At 50.2% G+C, this 20,235-nt stretch carries 23 protein-coding genes; 19 read left to right on the top strand and 4 right to left on the bottom strand.

Translation table 11 applies throughout. The annotated features are described in order from the left end of the window. The first annotated feature begins 31 nt into the window (after window positions 1-31). The 10 genes from LJ707_RS02085 (at window position 32) to LJ707_RS02040 (ending at window position 7,754) form a co-directional block, all read left to right on the top strand. On the top strand, window positions 32-2,023 hold the full coding sequence (locus tag LJ707_RS02085; protein ID WP_228949073.1) for a type IV secretion system DNA-binding domain-containing protein: 1,992 nt from the start codon (window positions 32-34) through the stop codon (window positions 2,021-2,023). Then, complete coding sequence (locus LJ707_RS02080) at window positions 2,020-2,430, top strand: hypothetical protein (protein WP_228949072.1); 411 nt, start codon at window positions 2,020-2,022, stop codon at window positions 2,428-2,430. Before LJ707_RS02085 ends, LJ707_RS02080 begins: the two co-directional genes overlap by 4 nt. Next, window positions 2,427-2,852 carry a M23 family metallopeptidase gene (locus tag LJ707_RS02075; RefSeq protein ID WP_228949071.1) on the top strand — a complete coding sequence of 142 codons (426 nt, stop codon included), beginning with the start codon at window positions 2,427-2,429 and terminating at the stop codon, window positions 2,850-2,852. Before LJ707_RS02080 ends, LJ707_RS02075 begins: the two co-directional genes overlap by 4 nt. Then, on the top strand, window positions 2,845-4,020 hold the full coding sequence (locus LJ707_RS02070; protein WP_228949070.1) for an ArdC family protein: 1,176 nt from the start codon (window positions 2,845-2,847) through the stop codon (window positions 4,018-4,020). The genes LJ707_RS02075 and LJ707_RS02070 overlap by 8 nt, the downstream gene beginning before the upstream one ends. A 1-nt stretch (window position 4,021) precedes the next feature. After that, entirely contained in the window at window positions 4,022-4,795 is a 774-nt protein-coding gene (locus LJ707_RS02065) for a DUF4099 domain-containing protein (RefSeq protein WP_228949069.1), read from the top strand. Beyond that, window positions 4,795-5,388 (top strand): hypothetical protein, encoded by a 594-nt coding sequence (locus tag LJ707_RS02060; protein ID WP_228949068.1) that lies wholly within the window; start codon window positions 4,795-4,797, stop codon window positions 5,386-5,388. The genes LJ707_RS02065 and LJ707_RS02060 overlap by 1 nt, the downstream gene beginning before the upstream one ends. Further along, the gene (locus LJ707_RS02055) at window positions 5,372-5,830 is read left to right on the top strand and encodes a PH domain-containing protein (protein ID WP_228949067.1); all 459 of its coding nucleotides are present in this window, start codon (window positions 5,372-5,374) and stop codon (window positions 5,828-5,830) included. The genes LJ707_RS02060 and LJ707_RS02055 overlap by 17 nt, the downstream gene beginning before the upstream one ends. Before the next feature lie 131 nt (window positions 5,831-5,961). Continuing rightward, a complete protein-coding gene (locus LJ707_RS02050; RefSeq protein WP_228949066.1) occupies window positions 5,962-6,195 on the top strand; it encodes a hypothetical protein in 234 nt (77 codons plus the stop codon). Between the two features lie 372 nt (window positions 6,196-6,567). Continuing rightward, window positions 6,568-6,870, top strand: coding sequence for a hypothetical protein (locus LJ707_RS02045; RefSeq protein ID WP_228949065.1), 303 nt, complete (start codon window positions 6,568-6,570; stop codon window positions 6,868-6,870). Further along, the gene (locus LJ707_RS02040) at window positions 6,819-7,754 is read left to right on the top strand and encodes an SOS response-associated peptidase (protein ID WP_228949064.1); all 936 of its coding nucleotides are present in this window, start codon (window positions 6,819-6,821) and stop codon (window positions 7,752-7,754) included. The genes LJ707_RS02045 and LJ707_RS02040 overlap by 52 nt, the downstream gene beginning before the upstream one ends. A gap of 2 nt (window positions 7,755-7,756) precedes the next feature. Here LJ707_RS02040 and LJ707_RS02035 read toward each other — a convergent pair whose 3' ends face one another. Genes LJ707_RS02035 through LJ707_RS02020 form a run of 4 tightly spaced genes read right to left on the bottom strand, consistent with a single transcriptional unit; the run spans window position 7,757 to window position 13,473 of the window. Continuing rightward, window positions 7,757-10,978: an error-prone DNA polymerase gene (locus LJ707_RS02035; protein ID WP_228949063.1), complete on the bottom strand. Its 3,222-nt coding sequence runs from the start codon at window positions 10,976-10,978 to the stop codon at window positions 7,757-7,759. A gap of 20 nt (window positions 10,979-10,998) precedes the next feature. Continuing rightward, window positions 10,999-12,501 carry a DNA polymerase Y family protein gene (locus tag LJ707_RS02030; protein ID WP_228949062.1) on the bottom strand — a complete coding sequence of 501 codons (1,503 nt, stop codon included), beginning with the start codon at window positions 12,499-12,501 and terminating at the stop codon, window positions 10,999-11,001. Next, window positions 12,494-13,219: an ImuA family protein gene (locus tag LJ707_RS02025; RefSeq protein WP_228949061.1), complete on the bottom strand. Its 726-nt coding sequence runs from the start codon at window positions 13,217-13,219 to the stop codon at window positions 12,494-12,496. The genes LJ707_RS02030 and LJ707_RS02025 overlap by 8 nt, the downstream gene beginning before the upstream one ends. Before the next feature lie 8 nt (window positions 13,220-13,227). After that, window positions 13,228-13,473: a hypothetical protein gene (locus LJ707_RS02020; protein WP_228949060.1), complete on the bottom strand. Its 246-nt coding sequence runs from the start codon at window positions 13,471-13,473 to the stop codon at window positions 13,228-13,230. Window positions 13,474-13,613: 140 nt separating this feature from the next. Here LJ707_RS02020 and LJ707_RS02015 point away from each other — a divergent pair, with 140 nt between their 5' ends. From LJ707_RS02015 to LJ707_RS01975, 9 genes are all read left to right on the top strand, one after another. Next, window positions 13,614-13,874 carry a hypothetical protein gene (locus tag LJ707_RS02015; protein WP_228949059.1) on the top strand — a complete coding sequence of 87 codons (261 nt, stop codon included), beginning with the start codon at window positions 13,614-13,616 and terminating at the stop codon, window positions 13,872-13,874. Continuing rightward, the gene (locus LJ707_RS02010; RefSeq protein ID WP_228949058.1) at window positions 13,871-14,365 is read left to right on the top strand and encodes a helix-hairpin-helix domain-containing protein; all 495 of its coding nucleotides are present in this window, start codon (window positions 13,871-13,873) and stop codon (window positions 14,363-14,365) included. Before LJ707_RS02015 ends, LJ707_RS02010 begins: the two co-directional genes overlap by 4 nt. Before the next feature lie 3 nt (window positions 14,366-14,368). Further along, window positions 14,369-14,956, top strand: coding sequence for an alpha-ketoglutarate-dependent dioxygenase AlkB (locus LJ707_RS02005; protein WP_228949057.1), 588 nt, complete (start codon window positions 14,369-14,371; stop codon window positions 14,954-14,956). Between the two features lie 13 nt (window positions 14,957-14,969). Next, window positions 14,970-15,206 carry a hypothetical protein gene (locus LJ707_RS02000; protein WP_228949056.1) on the top strand — a complete coding sequence of 79 codons (237 nt, stop codon included), beginning with the start codon at window positions 14,970-14,972 and terminating at the stop codon, window positions 15,204-15,206. Beyond that, complete coding sequence (locus LJ707_RS01995; RefSeq protein WP_228949055.1) at window positions 15,203-16,312, top strand: S1/P1 nuclease; 1,110 nt, start codon at window positions 15,203-15,205, stop codon at window positions 16,310-16,312. Before LJ707_RS02000 ends, LJ707_RS01995 begins: the two co-directional genes overlap by 4 nt. Next, window positions 16,312-16,557, top strand: coding sequence for a hypothetical protein (locus LJ707_RS01990; RefSeq protein ID WP_228949054.1), 246 nt, complete (start codon window positions 16,312-16,314; stop codon window positions 16,555-16,557). The genes LJ707_RS01995 and LJ707_RS01990 overlap by 1 nt, the downstream gene beginning before the upstream one ends. 38 nt (window positions 16,558-16,595) lie before the next feature. Further along, a complete protein-coding gene (locus tag LJ707_RS01985; RefSeq protein ID WP_228949053.1) occupies window positions 16,596-17,327 on the top strand; it encodes an SDR family NAD(P)-dependent oxidoreductase in 732 nt (243 codons plus the stop codon). Between the two features lie 287 nt (window positions 17,328-17,614). After that, window positions 17,615-18,214, top strand: a complete 600-nt coding sequence (locus LJ707_RS01980; RefSeq protein ID WP_228949052.1) for a hypothetical protein — start codon at window positions 17,615-17,617, stop codon at window positions 18,212-18,214. Window positions 18,215-18,378: 164 nt separating this feature from the next. Continuing rightward, window positions 18,379-20,211: a hypothetical protein gene (locus LJ707_RS01975; protein ID WP_228949051.1), complete on the top strand. Its 1,833-nt coding sequence runs from the start codon at window positions 18,379-18,381 to the stop codon at window positions 20,209-20,211. The last annotated feature ends 24 nt before the right edge of the window (window positions 20,212-20,235 follow it).

Raw genomic sequence — 20,235 nt, 5'->3', positions numbered from 1 at the left:
AGCGACCTGGGCAGCTATTTAACCTTTATTTATGGAAGAAACACGTGAACAGCAGAAGCTGCATGGCTTTCTGCAATGCGGCATTTACCTGTCAGTAGCGCTGGAAGCCGCCATTTTTATTTACCGTGATGCCCCTTTCTGGGGCATTTTTTTTACGCCTTTGGAAAGGATCAGCCATATCGTGATCTACAGGAGTTTGCTGTTCAGCAAACTGACGACCTTCGGCCTGATCTGCCTGGTGAGCGTCGGCACCCTGTCTAAAAAGGACACGGAACTTGACCCTAAAAAACAGATCATTTATCCGCTGGCCCTTGGGCTGCTGATGTTTTTTGGCAGCATGGTTTTTCAGGGCCGTGCTTCCCCCCTTGCATTTGCCTTTACCCGGTGGTGGGACCTGGTGTATATCACTTTTTCTTTTGCCGGGGCAATACTCACCAGCCTGTCCATGGATAACATCTCCAAGATGATCCGTTCCGGACTGGGTAAGGATAAATGGAATACCGAAGCGGAAAGCTTTATGCAGCCGCAGAAAAAGGTGGAAACGCCGTACTCGGTCAATATCCCGATGCTGTTTTATTTCGAACGGAAGGTCAGGCCGGGCTGGATCAACATCTGCAATGTGTTTCGCGGCACGATCGTGATCGGTACACCGGGCTCGGGTAAGAGCTTTTCTATCGTCAACCCGTTCATCCGGCAGCTGATCGCCAAGGAATTCGCGGTTTGTCTCTATGATTTCAAATTCCCTGACCTCGGGCAGATCGCCTATTTCCATTACCTGAAAGCCAAAAAAGCCGGTAAGCTTGCCGGGTTTCAGTTTCACGTGCTGAACCTGGACGACCCGGAAAAAAGCCGCCGCATCAATCCCTGGCGGGCGGATTATATCCGGACGCTCGCCGACGCGGCGGAAACTGCCGAGGCCCTGGTGGAAGCCCTGAAAAAAGGCGACCGTTCCGGCGGCAGCGATCAGTTCTTTACCCAGTCGGCCATTAACTTCCTGGCATCCTGTATCTATTTCCTGAGCAAGTATTCCGGCGGTAAATATTCCAGCCTGCCGCATGTGCTGGCCATGCTCAATCGCACCTATGAAGAGATCTTCAACGTGCTTGTTTCTGAAGGCGAACTGCGTTCGCTCATGTCTCCCTTTATGAGCGCTTATAATGCCAAGGCATTCGACCAGCTCGAAGGACAGATCGGTACGCTGAAGATATTCATCAGCCGGCTGGCGACCAAGGAAACCTACTGGGTATTTTCCGGAGACGACTTCGACCTGAAAATATCGGCCAAAGCCAATCCGGGGATGCTGGTACTCGCTAACGACCCGAATACGCAGAACATCAATTCCGCCTGTTATTCCATCGTCATTAACCGCCTGACCAAACTGATCAACACCAAGGGCAACCTGCCTTCCGCCCTGATCGTGGACGAAGTGCCCACACTTTTCGTGCACAAGGTCGAGAACCTGATCGCAACGGCCAGGAGCAACAAGGTTGCGGTGCTGATGGGACTGCAGGAACTGCCGCAGTTCAGTCAGCAGTATGGCAAGGACACGGCAGCTACGATCACCGCGGTGGTCGGCAATGTGCTTTCCGGGTCCGTTCGCAACAAGGAAACCCTGGAATGGCTGGAGCGCCTGTTCGGCAAATCCAAGCAGATCGGCGAAGGCCTTTCCATAGACCGCGCAAAGACATCTACCTCCCTCAATGAAAAACTGGAAGTGCTGATACCGGCCGGCAAGATCGCTTCGCTCAACGCCGGAGAAATGGTGGGCGTGATCGCCGCAGATGCTCAGGAAAAGTTTACCGGGCAATTCGAGACCTCGGCCGTCAACTGCCGGATTAACCTTGATATGGCGGAGATCGCCCTGGAAGAAAAGAACTACCGTCCCTTACCTGCCTACTACAATTTCAAAGGCCGCAGGGACGAGATACTCCGCCAGAACTTTAACCGCATCGGCCAGGAGATCGAAGATATGGTGGCGCTCTTTAAGCCGCCGCCGAACCCCTCTAAACTCAGATCAAAATGACAAATCAGGAACTGCTGGGTACCCTCGTACTGGTACACCCGAACCTTGAGAACCACCCTGCCGGACGCGAAGGCGATATCGGCATCGTCGCCTATGTCGACGAACCGCAGAACGAAATTTACCTGCGCTTTACCGACGAAGCAGAAGCCGTATATCCGGCTGATGCGCTTTTCCTGCTGAAGGAGCGCGAGCAGATATTTTCGCGGGAATCAGGCGGCACCAATGCCGCGACACTCAATGATTACAAAGACCTTTTTAAGATCGCCACCTTACAGGATCTCGGCCGCAGTACAGATATCTGGAATGCGCTGGAAATCGCACGGGACAATCCCGCCATCTGGCCGGCCAGCCTGGTATCCGTACAGGAAACCCTCGGGATTAAACATAATCAATATATCGGCCGATGAAAGCACTGACTTATTTCCTCATCTGCCTTCCGCTGGCCAGCCTGCAGATCAGCTCTCCTTTCGGCTACCGGCACCATCCTGTTACCGGGCTTTACGCTTTTCATAACGGCGTGGATTTCCGCGCGAGATCGGATACGGTTTACGCGCTGGCCGACGCTGTCGTTTATTCCGTGGCCTGTGATGAACGGGCAGGTATCCATATCATTCTTGCACATGCGGACTTCAGTTCCGTTTACGGTCACCTGAGCCAGGTATTCGTTTCAGCGGCTGATACCGTCACTGCCGGGCAGCCCATCGGTATTACCGGGAAGACGGGCCGTGTTACCGGTGAACACCTGCATTTTTCGATCCGCGCCGGAGGGCGCTGGGTCGACCCCCTCGAATTCATTTATCATTTAATCAATACAAAAAGTCATGAGTAAAAACTTCAAACCGCTTTACGCGCAGCTTGCAGAAAAGCTGATCGCGGAATTCAAGGCCGGAACTTCACCGTATCAAAAACCGGTGAAGGATAACGGCAGGCCGGCGTTCGTAACCCCGGTTAACCCGATTACCGGCAAGGGCTACAGCGCCCTTAACGCGCTGAACCTTTCCATGCGCGGCCATGACGATCCCCGCTGGATGTCTGCCGATGCCGCAAGCTTTAACGGCTACCTGGTTAAAGAGGGTTCAAAAGGCACCCTGATCAATTTCCCGAAACGCAGCGAGATCCAGGCCATCCGTACACCGGACGGGGCCAAAGTCAAGGACGATGCCGGCGTGACCCAAACCAAAACGGTCGAATTTGATAAGGTTCAGAATGGAAAAGCCTTTTTGTTCAACGCAGAACAGATACGCGATATCCCGCCGCTGGAGGATTTCCTGAAAGCCGCAGCAGAACAGCAGCCGCTGTCCCCGGTCGAACGTGCGGAAAAACTGATCGCCGAAACCGGCGCGGTCATTGTGCACGGCGGGCATGAAGCCTATTACGACAAAGCAAAAGATGAGATCCACCTGCCGGAACGGGAAGCCTTTGAGAACGAAACCAAATATTTGCAGGCCGCCATTCACCAGCTGGCACACTGGACCGGGCACGAAAGCCGGCTGAACCGCCCCATGGAGGGAAGGTTCGCTTCAATGGATTATGCCCGTGAAGAACTCCGTGCGGCAACTGCCGCCATGCTGATCGGCGGCGAACTGAAGATCGGCCACAGTTTCGGGCAGCATGCCGCCTATACCGGTGCCTGGTCAAAGATCCTGAAAGATGAACCTTTTGAGCTGTCGCGCGCGGCAGCAGATGCGCAGAAGATCGTCGGTATCCTGCTGAATGCCGGCCAGAAACGCGAGGAGAAAGAAGGTGCCGCGGTCAGTAATACACTGCGTAAAGGCGAAGAGATCGCCTATAACGATACGACCTACAAGGTGCTGGATAAAAAAGGGAAATCCTTCGAGATCGAAAAAGCCGATACCGGCGAACGCTTTAAGGTAAAGCCGACAGACAAGGTGTTCCTCAACCTCGTTGAGGCCAGGAACAATCCGCAGGGCCCATCGCATTCGGCGGATCTGGAGATAGCAGGTGAAACAGAACAGACGCATAAAATTGGCAGGTAACATGAACCTCATCAGTTTCAAGGAACACGAACTTCCGATCAAGGATCTGGAAACGATCGGGCTGGCCTCAGGCGGACAGCTCCTGCTGAATGTGAACGACCTGAAGGCGCTGCTTTCCGGGCGGCGCACGGAAATGCTGCACCTCGAAAATCTCGAAACAGCGGATATCAGGATCAAGGCCATTGATGCCAAAATTTCCCTGCGCAGAAATGAGCAGGGAAAAACAGACCTCCTGATACACCCGATCTACCGTAAGCCCGCTACCCCCGATTTCCTGGACGAAAACGAGGCCCGGCAGCTTGAAAAGGGGGAAGTGGCCAGCCTGCTGAAAGTAACAACGGACAAAAAGGGCAACAAAAAGGAAGTACTGGTCGAATACGACCCGGAAACCCGCGAATTCATTGTTTCTGATACCGAAAAAATACTGGTACCGGATATGATAAACAGTGAGTTTCTGACCCCTGCACAAAAGGAAGCCTACCGCAAAGGCAGGGAAGTAAAACTGGCCGATGGTACCGTGCTCAATTATTCGGGAAGTGATTCCAACGGTATCCGCTCGAACAGGCTGGCGCTGATCGCTTCGATACTTGTCGATGGCGGGCTTTCCTATATGGTCTACCAGGGGCTGAATGCAGCTTTCGGAAAAAAGCATGACCCCCGGGAAAGCGAAATACAGAGTCCCGGTTACCATAGTGCCATGGAAGACCTGGAGAACGAACGGCCGGTCGCGGATAATGCCCATATCCGTTTTGATAAAAACCGGTACTCGCGTTAATGCATGATTTATTAACTAAGCTTGGAGTTTCGACGGAACTCCAGGCTTTTTTTGACCTGCGGGATCTTTGCTTCAGTTATGGTGACGAGCAGGAAATATACGGCCCCGGTTTTCACCATGTTCCCGTAAGCAGCGACCTGTGGATGTCCGGCAAATACCCCGCTACAGAACTGATCATCAGTTCCAGCGCGATGGAAGCCATTGCCTATATGGCGCTGAATGCCTGGCGGCATCCGGCTGACGGCTCACTTTCCTTTATTGCTGTCGGCCTTCGGCCGCAGCCCGAACAGCTGCGCTGGATCAACAGGTACTGCCTGAAAAGAAAGATCACGCTTGTTTTCCCGAATGACCTCTGCGGCCGGCTGGCCGATATCGTGATTGCAGCCGGTATCAGGGGACGGCCTGTAAGGCCTTTCTGGAACAAAGGCAATGTTCAGCTCCGGCTGAAAACCCAGACCATTGAACTGCCTGCGGACAAGATCAGTCTGAACATGTTTGAGAAGGCGGCATCCCTACGCACCGGCATCCGGACACGCAAGCCCGTGCGCTTTGATACTTTTTTAGACCAACTGCGCTATGACAACGAACAATGATATTACCCTCCGCCCGGCGATGACTTTCGCCATTCTGAAAATATGCCATTTTATCCTGCTATCACTGGCCTTTCTGGTCCTCGCCTGGTACAGTTCGCCATACTTTGTTTTCTTCAGCCTCGCCGTGCTTGGCTTCGCCTGGTACAGGCTGCTCTGGATAAGGAGCAACCGCTATCATATCGGGATGGAAACCATTCAAACCAGCCGCGGTATCTTTTTCAAACGTACCGATGAACTGGAGCTGTACCGGATCAAAGACTACATTATTACCCGGCCGTTGGGATTACAATTGCTCGGACTGATGAACGTCATCCTGAAGAGTACCGATTCAGAAACGCCCGTACTGCAGTTCACCGGCATACCCCGCACCGATCTGATTGAAACGATCCGGGATCGTGTTCAGGAGGCCAGGCGGCATAACAACATCTACGAGCTAAATTAATGGTGACTCATATTTTAGCAGTGAAGGCATGCCGGATGCTGTCCTTTTTTATAAGTAAAACTTATAAAAAAGGCGGCACAAACACTTGATACATACTAATTTTATTAGTATCTTTATGTCATTAAATCACTATGAAAAAGAACGTAATTCTATTTCTGACCTGTAGTGTCATATCCACCTTTGCCATGTTTGGAGCACTGGCGGCAAAAAACCCGTTCCCTTGTTTTGGAGTTGCGTTTGGCATCTGGGCACTTTTTTTCTGGATTGCTTCAAGACGTAACAAAAGAGAAGCCCAACGGCGCTTTCATGAACGCATGTTCAATGAATACATGCGTTCGAAGATGCGCGGACAGATCCGCAGATAAATAAAAAAGTTATATTGCGAAATATTTGCGGGGCGTCCTTGCCCTGCATTGTGATAAGGTTTAGGTTAAAATCCCCTGGCAGCGAGTGCTCAGGGGATTTTTATTGGATATCTATCTTCAGGCTGCATCTGTTGCATTTGTCAGCCGATCAGCTTCTCAATGCTGAAAAATCCATTCGCTACCGACAAGTTCGCCTTGCCTATAGCTCCTATTCATCCCCTCTCCATAATTTTGCAGTGCCCCTGCAAATATCCCCCCGAAAACGAATACCTCTCAATGAAGAATGCTTTGCAGATCTTACTTTTTTCTTAATAAAAACAATTTAATCATTTTCCGCTTGCAAGTACTAATTAATTTAGTAAGATTTGTGTAATGAACGATCCACAGGTTTTCGAAATTGTGCTGAACGGGCAAACTGTCCGGGTGTCTGACCAAACCATCAAGTCAGCCCGCATTTTCCATGTGGTTTATCCGGACAATAAACGGCCGTTAAACATTACGATCGCTGAAAGTACTGACGGCGAAAAATTTTGGACCTCCCTTCCCGAAGGCCGGCAGGAAGAGGCTGAATTTGCCGGTAAGGTAATTGCTGCGTATATTCGTGAAGACAGGAGGAAACAAGCATGTGCTACTACAACGGACAAAAAATTACCCGCTCCGAGTTTATTCGGTTGAAAGGTTTAGAGAAAGCCATCAGAAAATATAATTTCCTGAACGTTGGCGTTCACAACGGTTTTAACTACGCACCCTGCGCTATACTAATCCCTTCTGAAGACGGCAGGGATTTTGAGATTGTACAGGCAGAATGGGGTTATGTCCCCGGCTTTGTTAAAACCCGCTCGGAGGCCAATATCTTTCGCGCCAAATACACTACCCTTAACTTTAAATCAGAAAACCTGTTTTTAAAGGAGGATGGCAAAAAGTCCATGTGGTCGTCTGCCGCCAAAAACCGCCGCTGCCTGGTATTGTCTACCGGTATCGTTGAAAGCCGACATGTCCCAAAGATCGGCAAGAAGGGCCAGCAGCTAAAAGAAACGATCAAATACCCTTATTACGTAACCGTTAAAGGCCAGGAATACTTTTTTATGCCCGGTTTGTACAATGAATGGTTAGACCCGGAAACCAGTTCATTCGTCAATACAGTCGCTATCGGCATTACTGAAGCCAATGCACTGATGCGTCAGGTCCATAATTCCAAATTGCGCATGCCGACGATACTGACGGAAGACCTCGCTTATGAATGGTTACTGGAAAAGCCTGACGAAGAGCGCTTAAGCACGATTGCCCGGACACAGATACCTTCGCGTCTGCTGGAGTTCTGTACGATCGATCCGGATTACCGCACGGCCAAAGAAGCAACACCCCGTGACTTTCAGGATCTGGCACCGATAGATACGGCATATCTGTACAACGCCGAAGAACTTCCTTTTAATCACTGGCCCGACGAGCTGGAACCGGTATTGGCAGGTGGCGAGCGTGAAAGCGGAACAATTGTCGAAAGTACTGTGCGAACTTATTATCCGCCGGGCATGGGTCCGCAAGGCGATTTATTTAATTGAGTTTACTTAAAATTCCTGCCCTTGTGCAGATAGTCTGCAGATTCCTTATCAAGCGATTTTAGTGGTTTATCCATCGGAATAAACGGCGACGCTTTTTCGTCGGCCCTTGACAGGGTCAGCACCGGCTGATTGTCGTTTCTGATCTCGGTCAGATTGCCCAGTAATTTGGTGATGTCAAATACGCGGCGGACGATGATGTGGGTGACCTGGGTTTGTTCAACTACGCCCTCTACCATCAGCAATTTTGCGTGCAGGATCTCCTTTCTGTACTTATCGAATAGTTTCGGAAATACGACAAGGTTGGTTGTTCCGGTCTCATCCTCCAGGGTAATGAAACAAACACCTTTCGCCGTGCCCGGCCGCTGGCGGATCAATATCAGCCCTGCTGTTTTGATCACCGTTTTATTTTCCGTCTGATTAGCTTCCCTTGCTGTTTTAATGTGCAGCATTTCCAGCTGGTGACGGATGAATGTCAGGGGGTGCCCCTTGATCGACAGTCCGGTGGTCGCATAGTCCTGAACGACGTGTTCAGAAAGCCGCAGCTCAGGCAGATGAGGTTCAGGTTCGTGCAGGCTTTCAGATGGCTGGCCCTGCATCAGCTGGACCGGCCTGTCATGAAGTGCGGCAACTTCCCAAAGTGCGTTTCTCCGGTCAAGGTCCATAGAGCGGAACGCATCGGCGTTAGCCAGCTTTTCCATTGTAGCGACACTGACCCCGGCATCGCAAAGCTGATGCGGTTGTGTATAAATTTGAGCTGGCTGACGTTCCCTTCCATCAATAAGTTTTTCGATCTCCGCTTGCCTGATACCGTCGATCTCCCGAAGCCCCAGGCGCATGGCAAAGAATTTACCTTGTTTTGCTTCGAGTGTGTTATCCCATTGCGACCGGTTGACATCTATCGGCAAAATCCTGACGCCATGCTCCCGGGCATTGCGAACGATCTGGGCCGGCTGGTAAAAACCCATAGGCTGACTGTTCAGTAATGCCGCGCAGAATACTTCAGGGTAATAGCATTTAAGCCAGCATGATACATAGACCAGCAAAGCGAAGCTGGCAGCATGGCTCTCCGGGAAACCGTAACTCCCGAAACCTTCCAGCTGCTTAAAGATACGACGGGCATATTCTTCCGTGTAACCCCTGGACGTCATTCCGCTGATCAGTTTATGTTCGAACTTACTGACCATGCCGTTAAACTTAAAGGTGGCCATGGTTCGTCTCAGCAAATCGGCTTCGCCCGGCGTAAACCCGGCGGCAACGATGGCCAGTTCCATGGCCTGTTCCTGGAAAAGCGGGACACCGAGCGTGCGTTCGAGAATTGACCTGATCTCATCGGAAGGATAGTCGACCGCTTCCTCACCATTTCGCCGCCGGATGTACGGGTGCACCATATCACCCTGGATCGGGCCGGGGCGGACGATAGCTACCTCGATCACCAGGTCATAAAAACAGGTCGGCCGCAGGCGGGGCAGCATGGACATTTGCGCGCGGCTTTCGATCTGGAAAACGCCGAGCGTATCTGCCAATGTGATCATCTCATATACCTTCGGGTCGTCCTGCGGAATATTGGCAAGCGTCAACTCCTTTCCGTAATGCAGTCTGACAAAGTCGAATGCCTTACGTATACAGGTAAGCATACCCAAAGACAAAATATCCACTTTCATAAAACCAAGGGCATCGATATCATCCTTGTTCCATTCAATGTTCGTACGGTCTTTCATGCGGGCGTGAAAGATCGGGCAAAGGTCACTGAGCTTTCCGTCTGTAATGACAAACCCGCCGGTATGCTGCCCAAGCTGACGCGGAAAGCCGATGAGCAGGCCCGTTAGCTCGATCACCTTCAGCAAATGCGGGTCCTCAAAATTCAGGCCCAGTTTTTTTAGTTCCGCAGCGGTGATCTCTTCATCGGAAAGGTCACCATAGGCATCGGACAGCATTTTGGTAGTATCTGCTGAAAGACCCATGGCCCGGGAAACATCATTGACCGCGCCCTTGTAATGAAGCATAAAAACGGTCGGCAATATTGCCGCCCGGTCTCGGCCAAAACGGTTATACACATACTGCATGACCTCTTCCCGGCGTTCGTGCTCAAAGTCCACATCGATGTCCGGCGGTTCATTCCGCTCTTTAGACAGAAAACGGGCGAATAACAGGTTTGATTTATCGGGTGCTACCGATGTGATACCCAATACGAAACATACAGCTGAGTTCGCTGCCGATCCCCGTCCCTGACAAAGGATCTTTTGGTTACGCGCCCAGGTCACATAATCTTCAACGGTCAGAAAATAATCAGGAACATCCAGTTCGGCAATGATCTCCAGTTCCTCATCGAGCGCTTTTTTAACTTTCGCAGGGATATCGCCCTTATAAAATTCATTGGCCCCTTTCCAGGTCAGGTAGGTCAGCTGCTCCATCGGTGTCCTGCCTCCGGTCGTCAGTTCACTGGGATATTTATACTTCAGTGATTTAAGGTCGAAGCGGCAGGCATCGGCTATCGCTCCTGCGTTGCTGATGGCCTGGGGGTATTTGCGGAACAGGCGCTCCATTTCTGCTTTTTCTTTTAAGTGGCGTTCGGCATTTTGATGCAGTTTATAGCCCGCATTGAAAACGGTGCACTTCTCCCGGATACAGGTGAGCACATCCTGCAGTTCCCTCCGGTTGGGATGGTGATAATGCACATCATTTGTAGCGACCAGCGGAACCCCCAGCTCGGAGAGCAGGAAGAGCCGCTTTTCGTCGTCGCCGGTGTAATACTTGGTGGCAGCGAGAAACAGGTTTGGCAGGTTTACCTTATAATCCTGAACATGGTTCGTAAAGACCAGTTCAAATTCGAAGTCCTGAGTGATCTTATCCGGTGGTATGATGATAAAATATGATCCCTCCGCGTGCCGGTAAACATCACTTTTCGAAATATAGCATTTTTCCTTTTCCGCACGCAGATTGCCGAGCGTCAGCAGTGCCGATAACCGTCCGTAGGCAGCCTTATCGGTTGGATAAGCCAGCAGGCCTGGCCCGTCAAGCAAATCGAGCCTTACACCGGGGATCAGGCGGATATTCCTGTCCCTGGCAACGACATAAGCGCGCACCAGCCCGGCAAATGTGTTACGGTCCGTGATGCCAATCGCCTGATAGCCAAGATCAGCCGCCTGATCGACGAGTTCCTCCGGGTGGCTGCCGCCTCGCCGGAAGCTGAAATTGCTGGTCACCTGTAATTCAACGTAACTCATGATGGTTGTTATTGATCCTGTCAGGCGAAAAATCCGTGTAAGTACCAGTGCTGTTTATTTCCGTCATGGTAATGCCCGGAGCGAAACAGCCAGTAACGCCGGCCCGATTCATCCTCTGCGATATAATAATCACGGTGCTCGCCGGGTTCGAGCCACCATTCCCGCTCAATCCGTTCTGGGCCGTCGGCGCCCACAATAATATGCTGTTCACCCTTCCACATAAACCATTTGGGCGGATAGTCGGGTGTGAGTGCCATCGCTTCCACGGGCTCAGGCTGATCCAGAATCTGCATGGGTCGCGGCTTATCTGTTCGCCAGTCGCTTTCCGGTTTCTTTTTGAGGTCGGCATTAAGCTCCGGCGTCCGTTCGGGCCAGTAATGTTCCCCGGGTAAATAACGGTTGATATGTTTTGTGCCGATACGGCCGGCCACACGGTCAAGGAGTTCGGCAAACTCGTCACTGTCAGCTCCTCCCCTCGCTGACCAGAGTTCGCTTTGTTTGTCGCTGACGGCTTCTGTGGAAAGAGCCTCCAGGGTAAACAATTCTATACCCAGTCCCGGAGCGACGCTGTCCAGTTTAATAAAAAACAGTTTGAACAGATGCTGCACACGGTTACTGGCATGATTGGTACCAATGGTAATATTGCCGTTTTTCCCGTCAACACGGTACCATGTCAGCATGGCCGCCCTAAGGCCAAGGCCTTCGCCATAAAGCCGCCTGCAGAGCCTTTCCAGGAGGTCATGCAGCGCGATCTCGATAGCAGGCCTGGTTTTGATCGCTTCCAGGCATGCTAACTTTTCGGTGTAAGGCACAGGCTCCCTGAGCGGAAAGAGGTATTCTGCTTCCTGCCCGAGCGCCTGGTGCAAACGCAGCACCATGTTTTTGCCAAAGCGCCGGCGCAGCACGCTATCCGGCATGTAAATAAAACTGCTGATCTGGTGCAATCCCAAATTGCGCAGTTTCAGCAGCTGATCGAACGGCAGACGCAGCGCCGAGGGCGGCAAAGGCATAAGGGCGTTACGGTGCTGGCCCTCCGCAATGATCAGTTTTTCGCTGCCGCAACGGGCAACACCCCAGGCTGCACCGATAGTGTCCGCGATCGCCGGGCGCACATCATAACCGATGATCTTTAATCTTTTTGTGATCTCCTGCAGATAGGCTTTTTCCCCGCCTTTTAAATGTGTACAGCCGGTCACGTCAAGCAACAACCCGTCCGGCGGATCGAGCTGTACGAGCGGCGTGTAACGCAGGAACCATTCTGCCAGCCCGGTCAGCAACTTGATATTCCGTCCTGGCTTGCCATCGAATACCTGAAGGTCAGGTGCGATGACGCGCGCATCAGCGACGGTCATTCCTTCCGTAACACCATATTTGCGTGCGTTGTCCGTCAGCGCAGTGATCAGCATACGCCCGTGATCCGGTTCGGCAAAGACATAAGCTTTCCCTTTCAGACCGGGCTGGCGGATCGCCTTCCAGTCTGTGAGCAAATGCCGGAACCATATGGATGCAAAACGCTTAGGCATAACGCTTGGCTGGCACTGCGATCTGCGGCGCGATGACCGTGTGAAAATTCCGCTTTTTCCATTCAACCGTCCAGTTGCCGGGCTTTCCGTTCCTTACTTTCAGCAGGTTTACCTCCCAGCGCGGGTGTCCGACACCCGGCATACCGGCCCTTAACTGGCTGCGGACCGGGCGTATCTGCCAGCGGGTCACACAGGCTGTCGTGTTGATTTTTTTGACATCTTTCCGCAGCACGAAACCCGTAACATGGCTTTTTTCAACGGCCAGCTGTAAACGCTGGGATTCGGTAAAACTGAGCTCCCTGGTTTCGCAGATGACGGTAGCCACGCCTTCACACTTCAGGGCCTCTTCCGTTACCCAGAGTACATCCTTTTGCTGCGGCACATCTACGAAGATCACCCGGTCCGGATCCACACCGAACAGTTTGAGCGCTGGCGGGTAGATCCGCCGGGTGTAACTGATCCACAGGCAGGCACCGCCACTGCCTAAGAGCCGGTTGACCAATCCCGCGATAAAGCCGCCGCTCGCCGCAGTATCTTCGGGGCTGCTGCTGATGAACTCATGAATAGCGCCGGTCGGGAAAACGCCGTTGGCAAAAGCGGCAGCGACGATGCCGAGGCCGAGATCGCTGCTCGTACCGGGTTGCGGCGGCCGGAAGCCCTCCCAGCGGATCATATCCTGCCGGAGTTTACTGATGATTTCTTCTTTGGTAACATTCATGGCCGTTGTTAAAAGTCAAAGTGCATCTGGTTGAAGTTAAGTTTGCGGCTGCCGTTATATTCCCGGATCGCGGCGGCAATGGTTTTCACTTCATCCGGCGAAAAGGCCTCTTCTTCACTAAAGCCTGTAATTTCTTCAGGTCCGGGCGTTTCTTCCCCAGCATTCACATACACCACGGAACTACGATGGAAAGTCCTGACCTGATAGCGGATAAATCCGGCTGTATCAGCGAGTTGATCCAGCTGTTCGATCATTAGCGTCGTCTGCTTATTCTGGAGTTCGAGTTGTGAATGAAATGGTACCATGTCTGCCAATTTTGAGGACTACAAAGTTATGCTAATATTTTTAGCATTATCTCTATCTTTTTTACATTTTTTTCCCCACATTTGTTTTCATGAGAAGTAAGTTGTTCGAAGAGAGGCCGAAAACTGCTAAGATCAGTACAGCCAGATGGGTGCGTATCCTGCCGGATAAAAACGACAGCTACAGCCTTTTTGATGCCCTGGCTGAGTCGTTTATCGGCAGGATTTTATTCGACAGAGACGATAACTGGATTTATGATGGCAACGTTTTAAGCATCGGTGAGCAGGAAGAAATTGCGGGCTTGCTTACGGGCCATCAGAAAGAAATGGATCAACTATTACGTGACTTATGAAAAAGAAAATCGATTACGATCTGAGCGCGGATGAGAAGCAAATCTTGAAACAGCGGAAAGTAACGCAGAAGATGTTACAGGACTATGCCCCCGATGAAATTGCAGCCATATTGCTGGCTTCAGCGGGTCGCGCCAGGGAATTAACTGCGCTGGCCCAGTTTCAAAGCATCCCCTCTTTGGGTATCGGATTCGCCAAAGAACTGATGGCCCAGGGCTATTATTCACTTGACGAGCTGAAAGGAAAGCAAGCGGCAGAACTCTTCGACGCATTTGAAAAGCACTGTGGCTGCTGGGCCGACCCTTGTGTAGAGGATTCCTACCGCCTGCTGGTGCACTATATCGAGCATAAAGATGACAGCAAACGCTGGTGGAATTTCACGGCAGAACGAAAAGCTTACCGCTCGGAACACGGTTTTCCCGCCGATCGTCCGGTAACCGCCTGGTATGAGTCAGGGCAGTTCCCCAAAATGCAGGCTTATAAAGCAAAATAAGATATGGAACAGTTGGCATTATTCACGCCTGCCGGTCAAAGCAAAGGGCTGCCGAAACATTTACTGGACTACCGCGCTGCGCTGATCGAAGCCGAGGCAGGTGACAAACTGCTCGCACACTTTATCGGGCATACACCATGGAAACAGACGACTCAAAAGCTTTGGGACAAGGAATACCTTACCCCCCGTTTAACCTGCTGGTATGGAGAAACGGATAAGATTGCCGGCATGCTGCCCTGGACAGATGAGCTTCAGGCAATCCGGCAGATGGTAGAACCAGTGGCAGGTATCCGCTTTAATAGTGTGCTGCTTAACTATTATCGCGATGGCAATGATTCCGTCGCATGGCATTCGGACAAAGAAAGTATTATGGGCAGCCAGCCTGTGATCGCTTCGGTCAGCTTAGGACATGTCCGCAGCTTCGACATTCGCAGCAAAGCAGACCACAACGAAAAGTATTCGGTTCGACTGGAACACGGATCTTTCCTGCTGATGAAACCAGGTCTTCAGGAGAACTGGGAACATCGTATCGCAAAATCCGCCAAACCGATGAAACCGCGGGTTAATCTAACTTTCAGGTTAGTAATTTAGTATTTTTGCGCCGATGACCTTATACGAATTCAATGCCCTGGACAATACAGAAAAAGCCGAAGCGGTCTGGCGCGGCACCTTCCTGGCTGACCGCGAGGCAGATGGCCTGATAGTTCAGTTATACGCCCTGACCGGTTGTTATGTCGAACTGTTTTATGACCGGGCCGCCAATAAGATCAACGGCTTTCAGGCGTTCACTAATAAACAATTACTTGCGCCTTATCTGGCGCAGATCACGTTTCCTATATGATAAAAAAGATTTCTCTGTGCGCGCTGGCTTTAAGCGGCGCTTTATGTTTGATTTCCTGGGGCTTTAAGGGCCACCGTGCCATAGCGACTATCGCGCAAAAGCACCTGACCAGCAATACAGCTTATGTCGTGTCTGCTTATTTAAAGGGCGAAGCCATGCCGGATGTGGCCACCTGGGCAGATGAGAACAAAGACCGGAAAACCGCGCCATGGCATTTTTTAAACCTGCCGCTGGGCCTGAGCCATGAGGCCTTCATTCAAACGGTCTCGCAAAGCGACAACAATGTGTATACGGCGATCCTGAAAACAGAAGCCGCCTTGAAAGATCAGAATCTGCCCTTTGAGGCGAGAAATGAAGCCCTGAAATATTTGATCCACCTGGTTGGCGATGCGCATCAGCCGATGCATGTCAGCCGGAAAGAGGACAAGGGTGGCAATACCATACAGGTGCAGTTTGATAACAAAGGCACCAACCTGCATGCGCTATGGGACAGCAGGCTGATTGATCATGAAGGCCTGAGCGAACAGGATATCGCAAAAACTTATGATCTGGCCACTTCTGCCCAGATCAAACAATGGCAGTCAGACAGCCCGATGCAGTGGCTTTGGGAAAGTTACCAGATCAGTTCGGAATTATATAGTTTGGCCAAGCCGGGACAGGTGATTGATGAGGCCTATTACCAGAAATACATCCTGGTCACGCGCAAACGGATCGATCAGGCGGGTATCCGGCTTGCCGGAGAACTGAACAAATTATTTAACAGCGCTACGCCTCCCGCCGCAGCTGAGATATCAAAGACCCTGGAAAACAATGCAACGAAGGGGATCGTTATCGGCAATGTGCAACTGAAGAATGTTGCCGGCTTCGTTGGTAAGACCGTTAGTGTAAGCGGAAAGGTCTACAGCTCTAAAGATATCGGCAGTATGGTATTGGTGAACCTGGGCGGGGCGTACCCGAACCAGTTACTGACCGTAGCACTAAAGGGTAAAGCTAAGGAGCTTGCTGCTCAGCTGGCTGATAAAGTCATTACGGTAACGGGTGACGTGATCGATTACAAAGGAAAGCCGGAAATCATCGTAACAGACAGTGCGCAAATCAAATATTAATGAACGGTCCTTTTTTGATCCGGGTCGTATTTGCGGGCAGCGAACAGGAATATAATGCGCGTTTTGAGCGCTGGGGTTATACACACCGGATATCGGTGCTGATCGGTGAGACGACAATTGTTTTTGAGCCTGACGAAGAAGGCAGCTATCGGGCCATAGCTTCAGAAAACCTTGCCCCGGAGAGATTGGTACCTTTCAGCCTGCTTGAACTGATCGCTGAAAAACTGAAGATACTCAGCGAATGATTCGTAAAACCCTGAAACGGCGAAACTGTTAACCGATTATGGCAAGAATATTTATCACCGGCTCTGCCGACGGTTTAGGGCAGTTAGCTGCTAAGGAACTGATCAGACAAGGAAACCAGGTCGTGCTGCACGCGAGAAACCAGCAGCGTGCAAAAGAGGCGATTGATCGTATTCCGGAAGCAGAGAACGTATTAGCGGCTGATCTGTCTGATATCTCCCAGATCAAGAGGCTGGCTGACGAAGTGAATGCATTAGGAAACTTCGATGCTATCATACATAACGCCGGCGTATACCAGGCCGCCGGCAGCACTATTGTTAACGTTAACACACTTGCGCCATACATTTTGACATCAATGATCGATTTGCCTAAACGCTTGATCTATCTGAGTTCAGGTATGCACCTCAGCGGCGATCCTAAACTTAACGGACTGGAAGCTGTTCCCCCGCAGGCCACCTATTCCGATTCCAAATTACACGACCTCATCCTGGCTAAAGCCGTGGCCCGGAAACATCCCACCGTTTATGCTAATGCCATCGACCCTGGCTGGGTACCTACAAAAATGGGTGGCCAAGGCGCACCGGGCGATCTGGAACAGGGATTTCAAACGCAGGTTTGGTTAGCTACCAGTGAAGATGCAGCAGCATTGGTGACCGGCCGGTATTTTCATCACAAGCAGGAAGCCAGGTATCAATTACAGTCGGACGAAACCGAACTGCAGGATCGTTTTCTGAAGATCTGTGCGAAGATCACCGGGATCAGTTTTCTTTAAGCCGGATACAAGGTCTTATATTCATCTTAACCTCATCTGCGGCCTTGGGTCATTTTCTGTGATCCGCATCTCCGGATAATCAAGGTTTCATTCCTCCCGGAATTACTTTTGCCATCTCCCATCCGTTGCGCTGATCATTTGTCCGCTCATGCGCTTTCCCATAAAATCAATTTTGTCCTGCTAAGGTAAAGCGCCTCCTGAACAGTCAAGGGTATATAAACCACGGTAGCCCGTGGCCCCTGACAGTTCATCCGTTTCGCTTTAGTCCGGCATAAAAAATTAATTTTATGGAAAAGCTTGTATTAACAGTTCGATCAAAAGACCAGATCATCGCTTATCGGGATAACCATAGTCTCATCCGTTACGAACCGCTCATTCTTGCAGAAATTCTGGCTGCCGCCGAAGCTGGCAACGAAGAACTACTGTCATGGTTTAATGGATTTGGCGATTGCTTCAGGAGTATCATCATGAACGTCCATGCTTACCGAAACGGACTGGATTTCGGGTTTACGGAAATCGGCTTTGATAAATATGGCTGGTTTGAAAGGCCTAAATTTCTGGCCGTGGAAACCCTGTTATTCGGCAACGAGGCAAGATACGGTGAACATAGTACCCTGAATATCGGCAAAGGACCGAATAACATCTGGACGAATGCCTTGAGCTATAGCTTTGGAACCGCCGGTGGCGGCTGCGCGCTTTCAGTTTATGGCAAACGATTTACATCCCGTGAAGCAGCCATCAACGAGGGTGTGGCCCGGCTAAAAGCGATGATGCTGAAAAAAGTGGGTAATACCGACCGGTCAAATTATAATCCACAGGTGATCCGGGGCACATTGAATGCAATTGCGGCCTACGAAGTTGCGAGTGTTCAGCTAACCCTATTTTAGATTAATCGTTATTTGTATTAGCCTTCGTCTCATTTCCACAGATGAAACCAACGTTTCATGCTTCTGCTGTTTTAGTATTGTTTTAGAGTATTTTTGCTCTAATCAATACATTAAACAATAAAATGCTTAGGATAATAATCAATTTTTTTAAATGGCTCTTTAGCATGAAAAAGAAAAACAGCGGAGAACGGATCAAAATCAACGATTTGAGATCAGGTAAGGTAAGCCTCGGTGCAATGGTAGAATATGTCAGGGAAAACGTTGATCAGAATGCACTTTTTGCAGACAATCTGCACGATGTGGCCAAAGCAGGTTTATCTTTATTTGAATTACCGGAATTGAAGAGCAAACAGGCAATCGAATCTGCAGCCAGACAGATAACCGAAATTTTCTATCCGCAGGATACAGAAGATCCTTTAGCATACATCAAAAAGTTCAATGAAAATATTTTGGACATCGAAGGTTTGCCGGCGACTCTCCGCAGCCAATTCGCGACTCCTGCAATTGCGGAACTCGCACAATTGGACAGCTTATTGGCCTATTACGAAAACGAATCCGAGATCGCTTCGGTAATTCGGAATGCAGAAACGCCGCGATATCATAAAGGGTACTGGCTAAAGGCGTTTTATGAACGGACGCGAAAAAAAAGGGATCAGATCGCTGATTATCTGGACAACGATATCAAAGCAATCGTGCTCCGTTTCAGCAAACCGGGATACCGCGAGAACTGGTATGGTCAGTCAGGGGCATCTGAAGATCTAATGGAATTGCGTGAAAAATATCCTTATCGGGACATAATTATTGAAAACTATAAACTGGTACTTGCAGTCGATATGGAGCGGCTGGATTGGCGCAAAGTTAATCCCGTCCGTAACAAAATCTTCGTACACACTTTTCAGGCGGATTATGCTCATGGTTATACCCATGATATAAATGAGGAGATTTTGAACGGTATTGACGCCGATGCTCTTCTGGATAAAGTCAACGAAAAGCTTAAAAATTTTCCGCTGATAAAAAAACGAAAAGACATCTTCGATGAATTGAAACTACTATTTCAGCATCAGCACTGGTACGGCTTTTACGCCTTAGCAATCCCGCAGGTGGAGGGCATATTTTCGGAAATCAGCCTGCTAATCAATGAAAAAAATAAAACGAGCGGAAGTTTGCCGGATAAAGTGAGCCTGGTCAGGCCCGCTTCTGAAGTTAACGACCTGCATTTCGATTATTACGAATATTATTTACCGGAAGATAGAAACAAATTCAGCCATACCGGCAAAGATACTGAGATCGAGTTGCGCAGCCGGTACATGCTGCTGGATCTGGCAAACCTGATGGAAATCTGTGAACAGCAAAATGCGCCGCTTATCCATCTAAGCAATATTATCGCCGATGGGCCGGAAAATTTCGTATCCATAAATTCACTGGCTCAGTTAATAACACTCGTAGATGAGACCAAAAAGCTAAAAGCCTACCCGGAGGTCGAATCAGATCTACTAAATCTGCTACATAATGAACTGCCATTAGTGTTTGACCTGGCGGGTTATGTGGACAGCATACATGGTGAATATGAGCAGGCATTGAAGCTCTTGAATAACTGGATTGAATGGGGATTATATCGAGCTAATGAACCTGAAGGAAATCTTTCAACCATGTCGCCGTACGACGTCTATAAATACCGAGAGCTTATTCAAAAGACCTATAATGAATCAGGAATGATTTTTAACGAAAGTTTACGTTTCCTTTTGGATGTTCACGAAGTGATTATCAATCTACCACGCCTTTTCCCAGCGATGAATGCTGATATCCTCGCTGCCGTAGACACGTTTATTGCAGCAAATAAGCAAACACTGGACAACCTGGGTAAGCTGATTCGCAATATCGACTTTGGCGAAATCCAGGATGACTTCCTGATCGATAAGGTAAGTCGTATGGCCCAATGGGATGCCTTTTCCAGATCATCTGCAGATCCTGCAACAGCTGCTGCATCACCTGCGTAACGAACTATTCAAGCGGTTAGGATA

Origin of the sequence: Mucilaginibacter sp. UR6-1, assembly GCF_020880975.1 — a bacterium.
Classification (GTDB): domain Bacteria; phylum Bacteroidota; class Bacteroidia; order Sphingobacteriales; family Sphingobacteriaceae; genus Mucilaginibacter.
Note: the sequence above shows the minus strand (reverse complement) of the source record. Positions and strands in the feature narration are given on the sequence as shown.